At 70.8% G+C, this 15,561-nt stretch carries 14 protein-coding genes; 4 read left to right on the plus strand and 10 right to left on the minus strand.

From position 1 onward, the window contains the following. Positions 1–55: 55 nt before the first annotated feature. The gene (locus tag ABFX54_RS02445; protein ID WP_346101204.1) at positions 56–949 is read right to left on the minus strand and encodes an alpha/beta fold hydrolase; all 894 of its coding nucleotides are present in this window, start codon (positions 947–949) and stop codon (positions 56–58) included. 123 nt (positions 950–1,072) lie between these two features. Continuing rightward, on the minus strand, positions 1,073–1,738 hold the full coding sequence (locus tag ABFX54_RS02450) for a hypothetical protein (protein WP_346101205.1): 666 nt from the start codon (positions 1,736–1,738) through the stop codon (positions 1,073–1,075). Positions 1,739–2,122: 384 nt separating this feature from the next. On the opposite strand from ABFX54_RS02450, the gene ABFX54_RS02455 reads away from it, so the two are divergent. Then, on the plus strand, positions 2,123–2,407 hold the full coding sequence (locus ABFX54_RS02455) for a hypothetical protein (protein ID WP_346101206.1): 285 nt from the start codon (positions 2,123–2,125) through the stop codon (positions 2,405–2,407). A gap of 301 nt (positions 2,408–2,708) precedes the next feature. On the opposite strand, the gene aroA is transcribed toward ABFX54_RS02455, so the two are convergent. Next, entirely contained in the window at positions 2,709–3,950 is a 1,242-nt protein-coding gene (aroA, locus tag ABFX54_RS02460) for a 3-phosphoshikimate 1-carboxyvinyltransferase (RefSeq protein ID WP_346101207.1), read from the minus strand. A gap of 109 nt (positions 3,951–4,059) precedes the next feature. Between aroA and ABFX54_RS02465 the strand changes: the two genes are divergently transcribed. After that, the gene (locus ABFX54_RS02465) at positions 4,060–5,805 is read left to right on the plus strand and encodes an HAD hydrolase family protein (protein WP_346101208.1); all 1,746 of its coding nucleotides are present in this window, start codon (positions 4,060–4,062) and stop codon (positions 5,803–5,805) included. A 60-nt stretch (positions 5,806–5,865) separates the two neighbouring features. On the opposite strand, the gene ABFX54_RS02470 is transcribed toward ABFX54_RS02465, so the two are convergent. The 6 genes from ABFX54_RS02470 to ABFX54_RS02495 form a co-directional block, all read right to left on the minus strand. Beyond that, a complete protein-coding gene (locus ABFX54_RS02470) occupies positions 5,866–6,537 on the minus strand; it encodes a DUF3159 domain-containing protein (protein WP_346101209.1) in 672 nt (223 codons plus the stop codon). Positions 6,538–6,541: 4 nt separating this feature from the next. Continuing rightward, on the minus strand, positions 6,542–6,928 hold the full coding sequence (locus ABFX54_RS02475; protein ID WP_043614113.1) for an OB-fold nucleic acid binding domain-containing protein: 387 nt from the start codon (positions 6,926–6,928) through the stop codon (positions 6,542–6,544). Between the two features lie 28 nt (positions 6,929–6,956). Continuing rightward, positions 6,957–7,595, minus strand: coding sequence for a DUF3710 domain-containing protein (locus ABFX54_RS02480; RefSeq protein ID WP_346101210.1), 639 nt, complete (start codon positions 7,593–7,595; stop codon positions 6,957–6,959). A gap of 181 nt (positions 7,596–7,776) precedes the next feature. Continuing rightward, complete coding sequence (gene dut / locus ABFX54_RS02485; RefSeq protein WP_346101211.1) at positions 7,777–8,217, minus strand: dUTP diphosphatase; 441 nt, start codon at positions 8,215–8,217, stop codon at positions 7,777–7,779. Further along, positions 8,214–8,768: a PaaI family thioesterase gene (locus ABFX54_RS02490; RefSeq protein WP_346101212.1), complete on the minus strand. Its 555-nt coding sequence runs from the start codon at positions 8,766–8,768 to the stop codon at positions 8,214–8,216. The genes dut and ABFX54_RS02490 overlap by 4 nt, the downstream gene beginning before the upstream one ends. A gap of 40 nt (positions 8,769–8,808) precedes the next feature. After that, positions 8,809–10,086 carry an AI-2E family transporter gene (locus ABFX54_RS02495; RefSeq protein WP_346101213.1) on the minus strand — a complete coding sequence of 426 codons (1,278 nt, stop codon included), beginning with the start codon at positions 10,084–10,086 and terminating at the stop codon, positions 8,809–8,811. Positions 10,087–10,247: 161 nt separating this feature from the next. On the opposite strand from ABFX54_RS02495, the gene ABFX54_RS02500 reads away from it, so the two are divergent. After that, positions 10,248–12,395 carry a DUF6351 family protein gene (locus tag ABFX54_RS02500; RefSeq protein ID WP_346101214.1) on the plus strand — a complete coding sequence of 716 codons (2,148 nt, stop codon included), beginning with the start codon at positions 10,248–10,250 and terminating at the stop codon, positions 12,393–12,395. A gap of 75 nt (positions 12,396–12,470) precedes the next feature. Then, positions 12,471–12,986 (plus strand): ArsR/SmtB family transcription factor, encoded by a 516-nt coding sequence (locus tag ABFX54_RS02505; protein WP_346101215.1) that lies wholly within the window; start codon positions 12,471–12,473, stop codon positions 12,984–12,986. Between the two features lie 45 nt (positions 12,987–13,031). Here the strand turns inward: ABFX54_RS02505 and valS are convergent, their stop codons facing one another. Further along, positions 13,032–15,557: a valine--tRNA ligase gene (valS, locus tag ABFX54_RS02510; protein WP_346101216.1), complete on the minus strand. Its 2,526-nt coding sequence runs from the start codon at positions 15,555–15,557 to the stop codon at positions 13,032–13,034. Between the last annotated feature and the right edge of the window lie 4 nt (positions 15,558–15,561).

A 15,561-nucleotide genomic window follows, 5' to 3' on the forward strand; every position in this document is an offset into this window, starting at 1 on the left:
GCCGGTTCAGGGCTCAGGGCTCAGGGCTCAGGGCTCAGGGCTCAGGGCTCAGGGCTCAGGCGAAGAAGTCGATCAAGGTGCGGGTCATCCATTCGGGCGCTTCCTCAGGCAGGAAATGCGCCGCACCCGGTGCGACGGCGCCGGTGGTGTTCGAGGCGACCTGCCGCACCGCCTGCTCGACGCCATCGCCCATGCCATATTCGCCCCCGATGGCCAGAGCCGGAATGTCCAGCGGCCCCTCGGCGGCCAGCGCGACCACCTGGTCCCCGGACTCTCCCGCGCGGTAGAACTCGAAGCTCGCGTGCAAGGCGGCGGGGTCGCGCAGGGCATCGACGTAGACGTCGACCGCGGCTTGCGGGATGGCCTCGGGAGACGCGGCTTTGGTGGCGAACTGGTAACCGAAGTAGATCTCCTCGCGGCCGGACACCATGCGCTCGTTGATCTCGGCCAGACGGTTGAAGACGAAGTGCCAGGCCAGCTCGTTGACCTCGGGAGGCATGAGCAGCGGGGGCATCGGGGTGAAGCCGGCGAGGACGGCCTCGGCCAGCACCAGCTTGCTCACCCGGTCGCGATGGCGGGCGGCGAGCACGTAGCCGACCATCATCCCCATGTCGTAGCCCGCGACGTGGTACCTGTCGTGACCCAAGGAGGTCATCAGGCCGGCCATGTCGTCGGCCAGCGTGACCGCGTCGTACCCGCTGGCCGGCTTGCTACTGGCACCCATGCCGCGCATGTCGGCGGCCACGACCGTGAAGTGCTCGGCGAGAGCGGGCATCACCAGCCGCCAGCCGTACCAGAACTGCGGCCACGCCGGCAGCAACAGCAACGCCGGGCCGGACCCGCCGACCACGGCGTGCAGTTCGACGCCGTTGACGTCGACAGTGCGGCTGGCGAAGATCTCGCCGAATCCGGCGGGCAGGTGTGGGACGGCGTCCGCGGTGAAAGGCATCGGTGTCTCCTCGTACCGGACCCAGCCATAAGCGGATGAGTCATCCGTTTCACCGTAGCATAATCGGATAAAGTATCTGTTTATGCTGTGGGTATGACCACCCCGCCGCCAGGGAGCCCGGCCTCAGGACTGCGGGTCGTCCTTGCCGAGCGACAACCCGTGCTCGTTCGCGAAGACCCGGCGGCACAGGCCGTGGCAGAACCCGTACACGGTGCCCTCGTGGACGAGCGTCAGGGCGGAGTCGCCGAGGTCGACGCCCATGCCGCAGATCGGGTCGATCACCCTGCCGGGCGGCTGCTCCGGCACGGGGGCACGCTGCGCGGCGCCGTCACGGTAGGGGCGTGAGACCAGCTCCGTGAGGTCCAGGCTGCTCATGACCCGGCCGAGGATCCCGATGCCGCCCTCGGTGACGCCCTCCGTGAGGATGATCGCGTGCGGTTCGCGCCGCACCCGGTCCGGGTCGCGCCCCGCGGCCCGTTCGGTCTCGCCGAGGGCCTCGGTGACGACGCGCACGACGTGCTCGCACATCTCCTTGCGCCACGACGCGGGAACCGTCACGCGCACCACGTAGCGCGGCGGGTCCGCGGGGTCCGCCGCCGGCCGCTCGCCGAGCACCCACGTGGCCGGCTCGTGCAGGAGCACCTGCGTGATCGTGCGCTGGGCGTCGATGATCTCGATGGCGTGGCTGTCGTCCTCGACCATCAGCCTGTCGATGAGCCCGCGGCCCAGCGCCTGGCGTTCGTCCTCGCCCAGCGCGTTCCTGGGCACGAAGACCTCGATGAGCAGCATCGCGCGTTCAACCCTCTCAACCGGACGTCCGGACGGACCTCCAGAGTGCCCCGTGGGGGTATACGAGGGCATCACGCAGCAGATGCATTGATTTTGTACTGCGAGCGAAGTATTCACGGCCCGACCCGCGTCCTCTCTGTCGTGTCTACCGTTCATACAAGCAGATACAACTAGTAGACGTGTGCGTTCGACAACGTCTAGTATTCCTATGTGACGCTGCGTCGCTGATCGACCACGAATCACTCATCACCTCACCGCATCCCCGCTTCCCAGCGGTCGGCGGAGCGGTGCCCGCAGCCGGGCGCCCCTCCCCCTGCCGACCGCCGTCCCGCCACGCCCTGCGGCATCTCCGTGCCCGCAGCACGAACGACCTTGGAGGTCGGCTTGGCCATTGAGGAGTACCACGGACTGCATGCCGAACCCCCGGAGCGGGGCTCCGAGAAGATCGTCTGGTATCCCGTCACGGCCAGACATCCCTCGGTGCGGGTCAAGGCCCACACGTGCGAGGCGGAGCCGGTGGTGTACGAGTTGTGCGCCGCGGGCGGCCTGATGCACATCCGCCGGACCGACCGGAGGGGCAAGGAGGTCGTGGTCACGGAGACCAACTGGGTCAAGGCGGCCGAAGCACTGAAGATGTGGGGCGTCCTCGTCCAGGACGACCCACTATGACCAGGCAAGAGGATCCAGGGGACGAACTGGAAGGAGCCGGCCCGCCGACCCGACGCGAGAACGAGGCGCCATGGCCCAGAACGCCGACCCGGCGTCCGGTCAGGTCAGACCCGCAGGCCGCCGCGGCTGGCGCCGACGATCGCGGGGACCGCGGCCAGCAGGAGGGCGGCGGCGGTCATGGCGAAGGCGGCGATGGCGCTTCTCAACATGGTGGTGCCTCGATCTGAGCTGAAGTGACCGTTCACCAGCCGTCCTACCCGCGCGACCGGCTCAGGACGGCAACGCCCAGGCCCAGAGCTCTTTACCGCAGGCCCCACTCAGCCCGCAGTCCCGCCAGGGCCTCGTGGAAGCCGGGGAAGGTCTTCTTCACGCACCCGGGGTCGTCCAGGGTGATCCCCGGGGCGCGCAGTCCCGCCACAGAGAACGACATCGCGATGCGGTGGTCGCCGTGGCAGGCGATCTCGGCCGGCCGGGGCGTGCCGGGCTGGATCTCGATCCAGTCGCGGCCCGTACTCACCTCGATGCCGAGGCGGCGCAGGTTCTCGGCGCACGCCTCCAGCCGGTCGCACTCCTTGACCCTGATGTTGTGCACGTCCTCGATCCGTACGGGGCCGTCGGCGAAGGGGGCGATGGCGGCCAGCGTCGGGACGGTGTCGGAGATGTCGCGCATGTTCACCGTCAATCCCCGCAGCGTGCCCGTACCGGTGACCGTCACCGCGTCGTGCGACAGGTCGACGGTCGCGCCCATCCGCCGCAGGACCTCGGCGAAGCGTACGTCGCCCTGCATCGCGCCGGAGCCCAGCCCCGGGATGGTGACGCTGTTGCCGGTGAGCGCGGCGGCGGCGAGCGGGTAGCTCGCGGTGGAGGCGTCCGGCTCGATCGCGTAGCCGGCCACGGCGGTGTACGGCCGCGCGGGCACGTGGAACGTCTCGCCCTCCCGCCGCACCTCGACCCCGAAGCTGCGCATCATCGCCAGGGTGATCTCCACGTACGGCGCCGACACCAGATCGGTCACCGTGATCTCCAGCCCCTCGGCGGTGAGCGGCCCGACGAGCAGCAGCGCGGTCAGGAACTGTGACGACAGGCCGGCGTCCAGCGTGATCCGGCCGCCCTTGACCCCGTCGGCCCGCACGGTCAGCGGATGGTGCCCCTCCTCGCCCTCGTGCGTCAGGTCCACCCCGAGCTCGCGCAGCGCCCGCGTGAGCGGCCCGAGCGGGCGCCGGCGCATCTGGGCGGAGGCGTCGAAACGGTAGACGCCGCGCCCGGCCGCGACGAGCGCGGGCAGGAAGCGCGCTGTGGTGGCGCCGTCGCGGCAGTACACCTCCGCCCCCGCCACCGGCGGCCCCTCCGGGCGCCCCTCGATCGTCCACGCCTCCGGCCCGCGCTCCACGCGGTAGCCGAGCGCGATCAAGCCCTCCGCGAAACCTTCCGTGTCGTCGGAGAGCAGCGGCCGGCGCAGCACGGTCGTGCCGCTCGCGGCGGCGGCGAGGAACAGGGCACGGGCGGTGACGGACTTCGAGCCGGGAACGTGCATGAGGGTCATGGCAAGAAGCCTAGGACCCGCTCGATCCCGGGCCGCCGCCGGTCAAAGTTCGCCGCGCATTCACCCCCCACGGCCGAATACCCGGATTCCTCCGGGTAGGGGCAGGATCATGCGCTACAACGTGCTGGCCTGCGACTACGACGAGACTCTGGCGAAGGGCGGCCAGGTCGCGGAGGAGACGATCAAGGCGCTCGAACGGCTGTCCCGCGCCGGGTTCAAGCTCCTGCTCGTCACCGGCCGCCAGCTCGACGACCTGCTGAACGTCTTCCCGCACCCCGCCCTGTTCGACCTGATCGTGGCCGAGAACGGCGGCCTGCTGTACGACCCGCGCCAGCGCACCTGCGACGTCCTGGCCGCTCCCCCGCCGGCCGAGCTGGCCGGCCGGCTGCGCGAGCAGGGCGTGCACCCGCTCGGGGTCGGTCAGGTGCTGGTCGCCACCCGCGAGCCGTACGACGTCCAGGTCCTCGCGGCGATCCGCGAACTGGGCCTGGAGCTGCAGGTCGTCTACAACAAGGGCGCCGTCATGGTGCTGCCCCCGGGCGTGAACAAGGCCAGCGGCCTGATCGCCGCCCTCGACCGGCTGTCGGTGTCGCGGCACAGCGTGGTCGCGGTCGGCGACGGCGAGAACGACCACGCGTTCCTGACCGCCGCCGAGTGCGGGGCCGCGGTCGCCAACGCCCTGCCCGCCCTCAAGGACGCCTGCGACCTCGCCCTCGACGAACCCGACGGGCACGGGGTCGCCCACCTGGCCGGCCGACTGCTGGCCGGTGACCTGGACGCCATGGAGCTCCCGCGCCACCACGTCCTGCTCGGGCACGCGGACGGCGAGGAGGTGCGGCTGCCCACGTACGGGATGGGGCTGCTGGTGGCGGGACCGTCCGGGAGCGGCAAGTCCACGGTCACCACGGCGCTGCTCGAACGGCTCGTCGGCGACGGCTACCAGTGCGTCGTCGTGGACCCGGAGGGCGACTACGCCGAACATCCGGGCGTCACGGTGCTCGGCGACCCGGACCGGGTGCCCGGCGTGGACGAGGTGCTGCACGTGCTGGAGCAGCCCGATCACAGCGTCGTCGTCAACCTGATCGGGCAGCAGCTGCGCGACCGGCCGGCGTACTTCGCCGAGCTGCTCCCCCGCCTGACCGGGCTGCGGGCCAAGCTGGGGCATCCGCACTGGCTGGTGCTCGACGAGGCGCACCACCTGATGCCCGCCGAGGTACGCGACGTGCCGCTGCGGCATCCCGGCGACCTCGGCGCGCTGCTGATGATCACCGTGCATCCCGACGCGCTGAGCCCTGACGCGCTCCGGCTGGTGACCAGCACGGTGGCGGTGGGCAAGGAGCCGCGGAACACCCTGGCCGCGTTCGCCACGGCCCGCGGCCGCGACGTCCCCTCGCTGCCCCCGTCACCGGAGGACGAGCAGGCGGGTGACATCGCGCTCTGGCACGACGCCGACGGGCACGCGCGGCGGCTCACGCTCGCGCCCGCCCGCGCCGAGCGGACCCGGCACCGGCGCAAGTACGCGGCGGGCACCATGGCCAAGGACAAGAGCTTCTACTTCACCGGGCCCGAGAACCGGCTGCGGCTGCGCGCCAGGAACCTGCACACGTTCGTCGAACTGAGCGACGGGGTGGACGACGACACCTGGCTGCATCATCTGCGGCGCCGCGACTGCTCGGCGTGGATCCGCGAGAGCCTGGGGGACGCCGAGCTAGCGGAGGAGGTGGCGGCGGTGGAACGTGAGGCGGACGGCCTGGAGCCGCGCGAAAGCCGCCGCCGCGTCGCCGACCTCATCGGCGAGCGCTACACCCTCCCGGCCGAACCGACAGCTTTCGACCCCGACCACCAGGACCGCTGATCCACAGCCGCCGGCGGTCGGACAACGGCCGGCGACCGCGGAGGCGGCATGAGCATGGTGTCAGGCGGGTGCGACCGGAGGCTTGATCGGGGTGCGGCCCCGGCCGAGCATCCAGAGCATGGCGCCCAGCGCGGCCACCTGGAGCGGCCAGCCCATCACGATCTTGGCGAACCCGAGCGCCGCCACCGCCTCGTCGCCACCGCCGAAGAGGTAGACCGGCCCCTGCACCGCCACCCGAACCGCGCAGGGCAGCATGAGCAGCCAGGTCAGCCGCGTGCACAACCGCACGATGCCCTGGTCCTTGTGCCAGGCGGTCGGGTCACCGGTGACCGAGCCGATCAGGAACCCCACGACCGGCCACCGGGCGACGATCGAGATGAGCATGCCGACCATGTACGTGGCGTTCCACAGGATTCCGGGAAGGAAGTAGTCTTTCGCGTCACCCGTACGGCTGGCGAAGAACGCCCCGATCGCGATGCCGATCAGGCTGTTGATCACGAACTGCGGCGTGGACCGCTGGATGATCCGTACGAGCAGCAGCAGCACCGACAGCGTGATGCTGATGATGAGCGACAGCTTCAGATCTTCGGACAGGATCCACGACATCGTGAAGGCGATCGTCGGGACCGCCGCCTCGATGATGCCGCGCACCCCGCCGAAGGCCTTGGCGAGCTGGGCTCGCACCGCCGCCTCGACGGTGTCGTGGGCGACCTCTTCAGCCTCAGCACTCACCTGATCAACTCCCTGGGCGCAGCTCGTAACGCGGATTGAACATCACCTTGCGCCCGTCCTGCATGCTGACCAGGCCCTCGGCCTTGACCGTGCGGCCGGGCTCGATGCCGGCGATCTTGCGGCGGCCGAGCCAGACCAGGTCGATCACGTCGGACCCGTCGTAGAGCTCGGCCTCCAGAGCCGGGGCGCCGCCCCTCGGGCGCAATGTCACCGTACGTAGCGTACCCGCCACGCAGAAGCGGCGGCGCCCGCCACACGAGACGATCGGGGTCGCGCCGACCTCGTCGGCGTCCTCCCGCAGCTCCTGGGCCTCGATCTCGGACTGGCTGGTGGCCAGCCGACTGAAGAACCCACGCAATCCCCCGCGTTTCGGGGGCTCTGCCGTACTCATGATGGTTCAGCCTATGTGATATCAGCCCTCAGCGAATCTCGCTGATTTCAGGTCCTCGTTTGAACGGGTTGAGCGTCGGCCGCTCGTCGCCCTCGCCGCCCGGCTGCTCGTTGGGCCGGCGCAGCGGGATCGCCTCCTCACGCGCCATCGGCTCGTCCCCGCGCACGACCACGACGTCCTTGATGAAGTCGATGTACGCCTCGGCGACGCTCTCGTCGGCCGCCGCCTTGCCGGAGATCACCGCCAGCAGGAACCAGCGCGGGCCGTCGATGCCGAGATAGCGGGCCGGCCGGGTCTCGCCGTCGGTCCGCATCTCGCCGGCCAGCTCGCTGCCGAACGGCCCCTCCCGCTCCTCCAGGTGCTTGGCCTGGGCCAGGATCTTCGTCTTGATCTCGTCCCAAAGGCCCGAGCTGCGCGGCGCGGCCAGGGCCTGCAGCTGCAGCGAGCTGTCCTCGTACAGGACGACCACGCCGACGTGCTGGTCTCCCACGGAGGCCAGCCGCACGTCGAAGTCCGCGTTGTGCGGCAGCCGGAGGCCGCCCAGGTCGATCCGGTCGGTCTCAGGGTGGGGCTCGTCGGCGTCCCACGGGCCGGACTCGCGCGTGGGGGCGGCCGACTCCTGCTCGCCCACCTGCTCCGGCTGCTCACGACGACGACGTCGGAACACGTTCCTCACTCTCCCTGCTCATCGGACCGGTCCCCCGGCCCTGCGTCCGTACGGCCGGTTCCCCGGCCTGATGGTCCGTACGACCGGCTTACCGGTCTGATGTCCGTACGACCGGTCACCCGGCCTGTGCCTGCCGAGCTGCCTGCCGCGCCCGAAACCGGCACAGACGTGGCACCTCGGCTCAGCGTCCCGTCGAGCCGAAGCCGCCCGCGCCGCGCGCGGACGGCGGCAAGCGCTCGGTCTCGGTGAAGGCCGCGCGTTCCACCCGCTGGATCACGAGCTGGGCCACCCGGTCACCGCGCCGCAGGCTGAACGGCTCCTTGACGTCGGTGTTGATCACCGTCACCTTGACCTCGCCCCGGTATCCGGCGTCGACCGTGCCGGGGGCGTTGACCAACGTGACGCCGTGCCGTGCCGCCAGCCCGGAACGCGGATGGACGAACGCGGCATACCCCTCGGGCAGGGCGATCGCCACCCCAGTGCCGACGACGGCCCGCTCACCCGGCATCAGCTCGACGTCCTCGGCCGAGCAGAGGTCGGCGCCGGCGTCTCCCGGATGGGCGTACGACGGCGGCGGCAGCCCGGGATCGAGCCGCTGGATGAGGACCTCTACGTCGCTCAAGGGTTCACCTCGTAGTCCTGATGGTCGGCGGCGGTGACGGCCAGATCGGCGTGCTTGGCGAAGTGTTCCATGTTCACCTCGATGAACAGCGCTGCCGCGCGGACGGCGACCGGTCCGTCTGGAGCGCCGATACGCCCCTCAGCCTCAAGGTACGCCTTTCTGCCCGCGATGCCGTTGCACCAGGCGCGCAGGTGGAGTGTCGTGCCCACGGGAACAGGGAGGAGGTAGTCGGTCTCCAGTCGTCCTGTCACATAGGGCTTGTGCAGCAGGTAGACGGACATTCCGATGACTTCGTCCATGGCGGTGGCCAGCACCCCGCCGTGCGCCAGCCGGGGCGCGCCCTGGTGCGCCTCGCCCACGGTGAACTCCGCCTCGACGGTGGCGCCGTCGGGGGTCCGCGCCGTCAGGTGCAGCCCCGTGGGGTGCGCGGGGCCGCAGGCGAAGCACTGGTCGTAGTGGGAGACGAGAGCGCTGCCCGGCGACGGCGCGCCGGGCTGCGCCTCGGGCAGATTCGCGCCCGGCGGCGGGGTGGTGAGGGAGGAACGCGTCACGGGTGACGAGGTTACTCCGTGTCGCCTGGCCCTCCGTCCACTACGAGGCGCTGTCGGCGTCACGGGTCGGTGGGTCTTCCTCCCGTGACGGGCGGCCGCCCTGCGGCGGGCGATGCTCGTGGCGCCACAGGCGTTCCTCGCCGCGTGCCCCCGGGCCTTCGCCGGGTGCCCCCGGGCCCTCACCGCCCGGCCCCGGGCCGTCGCCAGGAGGAGCGGGGGGCGGGGGGCCGTCTGGTGGGTGGTCGTCGGGGCCCGGCAGCAGCGCGCGGGGTTTGTGTCTCAGCTCGGGCAGCGCCCGGTAGATCACCGCCGCCACCGGGACGGCCACGGCGGCGCCCGCGATGCCGGCCAGGATGCCGCCCACGGCCAGCACCAGGATGATCGCCAGCGGATGGAAGTTGAGCGCCCGCCCGACGATCAGCGGCTGCAGCACGTGGTTTTCCAGCTGCTGCTCGACGACGAGGATGCCGAGGAAGATCAGCGCGTAGACGAGCCCCTTGGCGCCCAGCGTGACCAGGGTCGCGACCGTGCCGGCGAAGAAGATGCCGACGATGGGGATGAAGCTGGCGAAGAAGATCAGCACGGCCAGCGGCGCCCACAGCGGCACCCCCATGCCGGCCAGCACGATGCCCATGATCACACCGTGCACGGCGGCGACCGCCACGGTGCCCTGGACGTAGTGGGAGAGCGTGGCCCACGCGGCCCGGCCCGCCCTGTCGACGCGCGGCGCGACCCTGCCGAAGGCCCGCAGGAACCACGACCAGATCCGGTCGCCGTCCTTGAGCAGGAAGAACGTCACAAACAGGAGCAGCACGATCGACGCCAGCACCTCGACGGCCACGGCGCCGGCGGACAGCACGGTGCCGGTGATGGCCGTGCGCTGCGCGTTGACCATGGCCGCGATCTCGTCGACGTAGTCGGTGATCTGCGCTTCCCGAAGGTGCAGCGGGCCGGTGATCAGCCACTCCTGCACGGTCCTCGCGGTCTGCTGGACCTGCTTGACCAGGTTGGGGAACTCCTCGCTGGCCCGCGCGCCGACCAGCCACCCCGTGCCGGTGAGCACGGCCAGGGCCACCAGCATGGTGATCCAGGTGGCGTAGATGGGGCGCATGCCCGTGTCGCGCAGGCTTCTGGTCAGCGGGAACAGCAGGGCCGTGAGCAGGAGCGCGATGGCCACGGGCAGGGCCACGAAGGACAGGGCGGCGATGGCCTGGACGAAGTAGTTGACGACCACGCCGATGAGGATCAGGCATGCGCACCACGCGGCCGTCCTGGCCAGGACGGGTGGCACGAGCTTGGTCGGTGGGTCGGGCAGCACGTGTTCAAGACTGGCATGTCCGAAGGCCGGATGCGCGCGGATAACGGGCCGGGCAGCTCAGAGCGTAAACCGCGCGGCCTGGTTCCGCCATTCGGATTGAGCGGTTTGTCGGGTGAGATCGGGTCTGGGCAAGGGGTGGGGTGCGTGGCACCGTCGTGCTCATGAAGGCTGTGGTGGTCCTCACCGTGCTGGCGTCCCTCCTCGCCGCCCCCGCCCCCGCGTACGCCTCCGGCGCCGATCTGGCGCTGGACGTGCTCTCCAGCGCCGCCGACCAGGTCACCGGCGGCGACGCCCTGATCAGGGTCCGCCATGCCCGCGGCGCGAAACTCAAGGTGCTGCGTAACGGCGAGGACGTCACCTCGGTCTTCGAGCAGACGGGCGACGGGCTGACGGGCCTGGTGACGGGCCTGCGGGACGGGGACAACACGATCACCGCGGTGGCCTGGCCGCACCTGCGCAGCCTGCGGGTGCGCAACCACCCGGTCCAGGGGCCGGTCTTCTCGGGCCCGCACCAGTACCCGTTCTTATGCAAGACGGAACGCAGCGGGCTGGGGCCGCCTGTCGTGGACAACCAGGACGGCCAGGGCATGCGCGTCAGCGGCGGCTGGAGCAGGGACTGCTTCGCGCCCGTCGTGGAGGACCGCCTGTACCGCTCCACGGACGGCACGTACAAGCCGATGCCGGACGGACGCCCCGCCGACCTGGCGACGACCACGCTGCTGGACGGCCGGACGGTGGACTTCGTGGTCAGGCGGGAGCGCGGCGTGGTCAACCGCTTCATCTACTCGATCGCGATGCTGGAGAACGGCTGGAACGGCCGGGCGATGTACCGCTTCGACGGCGGCGTCGCGATCGGCCACGACCAGGGCACGCTGGGCGGCTCCGCCCTCGACCCGTACGGCCTGGGCAAGGGGTACGCGATCCTGCACTCGTCCGGCACCCGTACCTCCACCCACTACAACCTGATCCTCGGCGGCGAGACGGCTTTGATGGTCAAGGAGCGCTTCATCGAGCGGCACGGCCCGCCGCTCTACACGGTGGGCGTCGGCGCCTCGGGCGGCGCGATCCAGCAGTACGTGTACGCCCAGAACCACGGCACGCGGGTGATCGACGCCGCCATCCCGCAGTACTCGTATCCGGACATGGTCACCCAGACCATCCACGTGGGCGACTGCGAGCTGCTCGAACGCTACATGGACCGCAATCCGCGCTGGGCCAGGTGGGACGACAGGACGGCCCTGATCGGCATGAACGCCAGCGACACCGTGGCCAACCCGTACACCGGCCGGCCCGGCTCCGACGAGTGCGTCAACGGCTGGCGCGGCCTGACCCCGCTGTCCATGAACCCGCTGTGGACCTCCAACGACGACCCCGAGTGGCAGCGGATGGACCCGCCGGGCGTCAAGGACACCGTGCACTGGACCCACTGGGACGACCTCAAGCACGTCTACGGCGTGGACGCCACCGGCTACGCCCGCTCGACCTGGGACAACGTGGGCGTCCAGTACGGGCTGAAGGCGCTCGTGGACGGCGTCGTCACGCCGGAGGAGTTCCTGGACGTCAACGCCGCGGCGGGCTCGTGGAAGGAGTCGGCCGACATGGTGCAGGAGGGCTGCCCGTTCGTCCGCTCCGCCTGCCCCGCCGACCTCGACCCGTGGAGCGCCCGCAACATGAGCCTCGGCGACCCGGCCCCGAGGCGCGCCGGCGACCCTGTGGCGATCAGGAACGTGGAGCGCAGCGGCCTGGTGTTCCGCGGCGACATCGACCTTCCGGTGATCGACTGGCGCCACTATCTGGAGGACCGGCTCGACATGCACAACGCGCACCAGTCGTTCGCCTCCAGGAAGCGCATGCTGGATCACGACGGCCAGGCGGGCAACCAGGTCATCTGGTTCACCGACGCCCGCCCTGACGGGCCGGCGTTCGACCAGACGCCCGAGGCGCTGCGGGTGATCGACGAGTGGATGGCCAACATCAGGAGACATCCGCGCCGCGGGGTCGTCGGCAACAAGCCGGCCCAGGCCGTGGACCGCTGCTTCGCCACCGACGGCACCCAGATCGCGGCCGGCCCGAACGTCTGGGACGGCGTGCTCGACCGCCGCTCCCCCGGCGCCTGCACCCGGCGCTTCCCCCTCTACTCGACCACGCGGATCGTGGCGGGCGGCCCGATCGAGGGCGGCGTCTACAAGTGCCGCCTGCAGCCGGTCGACCGTGCCATCGCCCGCGGCCTGTACGGCTCCTGGCGGCCCACGGCGGACCAGCGGGCCCGCCTGAAGCAGATCTTCCCGACGGGGGTGTGCGACTACTAGGCACAGCGCGGCGGGCCGACGGAGTCTCGTTCTCCACTGATCGGCGCGAACCGACCGGTTATAGGGTGACCTGCCATGGGCACCCACCGCCGCCCCGCCACCGAGGCAGAGGCCCGCGCGCTGGCCTCCTCCGTACGGTTGCGCATCCTGCGGCTCTGCCTCGACCGAGCACTCACGAACAAGGAGATCGCCGGCCTGCTGGACGCCAACCCGGCCACGACCCTGCACCACGTACGCAAGCTGGTCGAGACCGGCTTCCTGGTGGCCGGGCCGAGCCGCCCCGGCCCGCGCGGCTCCACCGAGATCCCCTACCGGGCCACCGGCAAGTCGTGGGAGATGGACGTCCGCGAGGGCGGCGTCACGGGCGCGAACACCGAGCTCCTGGACGCCTTCGTGGCGCAGGCGAGGCTGTCGGAGCACGTCGAGGAGGGCGACCTCGACCGACTGGCGCTCAGGCTCACGCCCGAGGGGCACGCTGAGTTACGCCGGCGGCTGCGCGAGGTGCTGGACGACTTCCGCGCCCGCGTCCCGGCGCCGGACGGGCAGGCGTACACGCTGTTCCTGGCCTTGCATCGCGCGGAAGACCTCTGATGCCCGAGCCGGGCCGACGGGATGCGATCGGCCCGGCCGCACCGGTCAGTCCAGGTGGACCTCGACCTTGAACGCCTCACCATGCTCCAGGACGAACTCCTCGACGTTCCCCGCCGCGCACAGATCGTCCTGCGCCTGCCGCACCAGCTCCGCCTCGGGCGCCCACACGGTCAGCCGCGAGACCTCGGCCCGCATCGACTGCTTGGCCTCCGACTTGGCCTTGCGCACCTGCCCGAGCACCTCGGAGGCCACGCTCAGCACCGCGGGGTCGCCCGTGCCGCGTTCGACGACCGGCCAGGAGGCGTGGTGGACGGAGCCGTCGCGCCACCACGACCACACCTCTTCCGTCACGAACGGCAGGAACGGCGCGAACAGCCGCAGCAGCACGTCGAGGGCCTGCCGCAGCGCCGCGTGGGCCGAGGCGGAGGCGGGGCCCGACTCGTAGGCCCGCGCCTTGACCAGCTCCAGGTAGTCGTCGCAGAACGCCCAGAAGAACCGTTCGACCGCCTCGATCGCCCGGGTGTGGTCGTAGCCCTCGAACGCCTCCGTCGCCTCCTTGACGACGTCGGCCAGCGCCGCCAGCATCGACCGGTCCAGTGCCTCGGTGACCTCACCAGCGCCGGCGGCGTCCGTGTCGTCCGCGGCCAGCCCGAGCACGAACTTCGACGCGTTGAGGATCTTGATGGCCAGCCGCCGCCCGACCTTGAGCTGCCCGGTGTCGAAGGTGGTGTCGACGCCGTAGCGCCCGTTGGCCGCCCAGTAGCGCACGGCGTCGGAGCCGTGCTGCTCCAGCAGGTCGATCGGGGTGACCACGTTGCCCTTGGACTTGGACATCTTCTTGCGGTCGGGGTCGAGGATCCACCCCGAGATGGCCACGTCGCTCCACGGCAGCGTGCCGAACTCGTAGTGGGCCCTGACCACGGTCGAGAACAGCCAGGTGCGGATGATCTCGTGGGCCTGCGGCCGCAGGTCGGCCGGGAAGACCCGCCCGAACAGGTCGTCGTCGGTGCCCCAGCGGCCGGCGATCTGGGGGGTCAGCGACGAGGTGGCCCAGGTGTCCATGACGTCGGGATCGGCCATGAAGCCGCCGGGCACGCCGCGCTGGTCCTCGGTGTAGCCCGGGGGCACGTCGGAGGACGGCTCGACGGGCAGCATGTCCTCGGTGGGCAGGATCGGCGCGTCGTGGACGGGCTGCCCCGACTCGTCGATCGGATACCACACCGGGAACGGCACGCCGAAGAAGCGCTGGCGGGAGATGAGCCAGTCGCCGGTGAGCCCTTCGACCCAGTTGTCGTAGCGGACCCGCATGTGCGGCGGGTGCCAGGTCAGCTCGCGCCCGCGCTCCAGCAGCCGCCTGCGCAGCTCCTCGTCCCGTCCGCCGTTGCGGATGTACCACTGACGGGTGGTGACGATCTCAAGCGGCTTGTCGCCCTTTTCGTAAAATTTCACCGTGCGCTGCACCGGCCGGGGCTCGCCTTCGAGGTCACCGGACTCGCGCAGCAGCTCCACGATGCGCTCGCGGGCGCTGTGGACGGTCTTGCCGGCCAGCTCCTTGTACGGCTCCGCCTCCACGCCGTCGGGCGGCTCGGGCAGCAGCCGCCCGTCCCAGCCGATGACCGGCCGGGTCGGCAGGTGCAGCTCGCGCCACCACGTGACGTCGGTGATGTCGCCGAACGTGCAGATCATCGCGATGCCGGTGCCCTTGTCGGGCTCGGCCAGACGATGGGCCAGCACCGGCACCTCGACCCCGAACAGCGGCGTCAGCACCGAGGTGCCGAACAGCTCCTGGTAGCGCTCGTCGTCGGGATGGGCGACCAGCGCCACGCAGGCGGGGATGAGCTCGGGCCGGGTGGTCTCGATGAAGACCGGGCCCTTCTCACCGTAGAAGGAGATCTTGTGGAAGGCGCCCGGCCACTCGCGGTCCTCCAGCTCGGCCTGGGCCACGGCGGTGCGGAAGCTGACGTCCCAGAGGGTCGGCGCCTCGGCGAGGTAGGCCTCGCCGCGCAGCAGGTTGCGCAGGAACGCGCGCTGGGAGACCGCCCGCGACTCGTCGCTGATCGTGGTGTAGAGCAGCGACCAGTCGACCGACAGCCCGACCCGCCGCCAGACCTCCTCGAACGCCTGCTCGTCGATGGCGGTCAGCTGCTGGCACAGCTCGACGAAGTTGCGCCGCGAGATGGAGATGTCTCGCTTGCCGGGTTTGTCCGGCGGGGTGAAGCCGGGGTCGTAGGGCAGCGAGGGGTCGCAGCGCACGCCGTAGACGTTTTGCACGCGGCGCTCGGTGGGCAGGCCGTTGTCGTCCCAGCCGATGGGGTAGAAGACGGCTTTGCCGATCATCCGCCGGTAGCGGGCCATGATGTCGGTGTGGGTGAAGGAGAAGACGTGACCGACGTGCAGCGAGCCGGAGACCGTCGGCGGCGGGGTGTCGATGGAGTAGACCTGCTCGCGCGGCCTGGACCGGTCGAAGCGGTAGGTGCCCTCTTCTTCCCAGCGAGCTACCCATACCTGCTCCAGGCCGTCGAGAGTCGGCTTCTGGGGCATGGCGGGACTGCGTAGTCGCTGTTGAGTCATGCCT

This window comes from Nonomuraea maheshkhaliensis (assembly GCF_039529435.1).
GTDB classification, from domain to species: Bacteria; Actinomycetota; Actinomycetes; order Streptosporangiales; family Streptosporangiaceae; genus Nonomuraea; species Nonomuraea maheshkhaliensis.

Excerpts from the sequence above, each read along its gene's own strand:
- ABFX54_RS02445 (WP_346101204.1), bottom strand. The coding sequence starts at position 949 with ATGCCTTTCACCGCGGACGCCGTCCCACACCTGCCCGCCGGATTCGGC.
- ABFX54_RS02450 (WP_346101205.1), bottom strand. The coding sequence starts at position 1,738 with ATGCTGCTCATCGAGGTCTTCGTGCCCAGGAACGCGCTGGGCGAGGAC.
- aroA (WP_346101207.1), bottom strand. The coding sequence starts at position 3,950 with ATGACCCTCATGCACGTTCCCGGCTCGAAGTCCGTCACCGCCCGTGCC.
- ABFX54_RS02465 (WP_346101208.1), top strand. The coding sequence starts at position 4,060 with ATGCGCTACAACGTGCTGGCCTGCGACTACGACGAGACTCTGGCGAAG.
- ABFX54_RS02475 (WP_043614113.1), bottom strand. The coding sequence starts at position 6,928 with ATGAGTACGGCAGAGCCCCCGAAACGCGGGGGATTGCGTGGGTTCTTC.
- ABFX54_RS02500 (WP_346101214.1), top strand. The coding sequence starts at position 10,248 with ATGAAGGCTGTGGTGGTCCTCACCGTGCTGGCGTCCCTCCTCGCCGCC.
- ABFX54_RS02505 (WP_346101215.1), top strand. The coding sequence starts at position 12,471 with ATGGGCACCCACCGCCGCCCCGCCACCGAGGCAGAGGCCCGCGCGCTG.
- valS (WP_346101216.1), bottom strand. The coding sequence starts at position 15,557 with ATGACTCAACAGCGACTACGCAGTCCCGCCATGCCCCAGAAGCCGACT.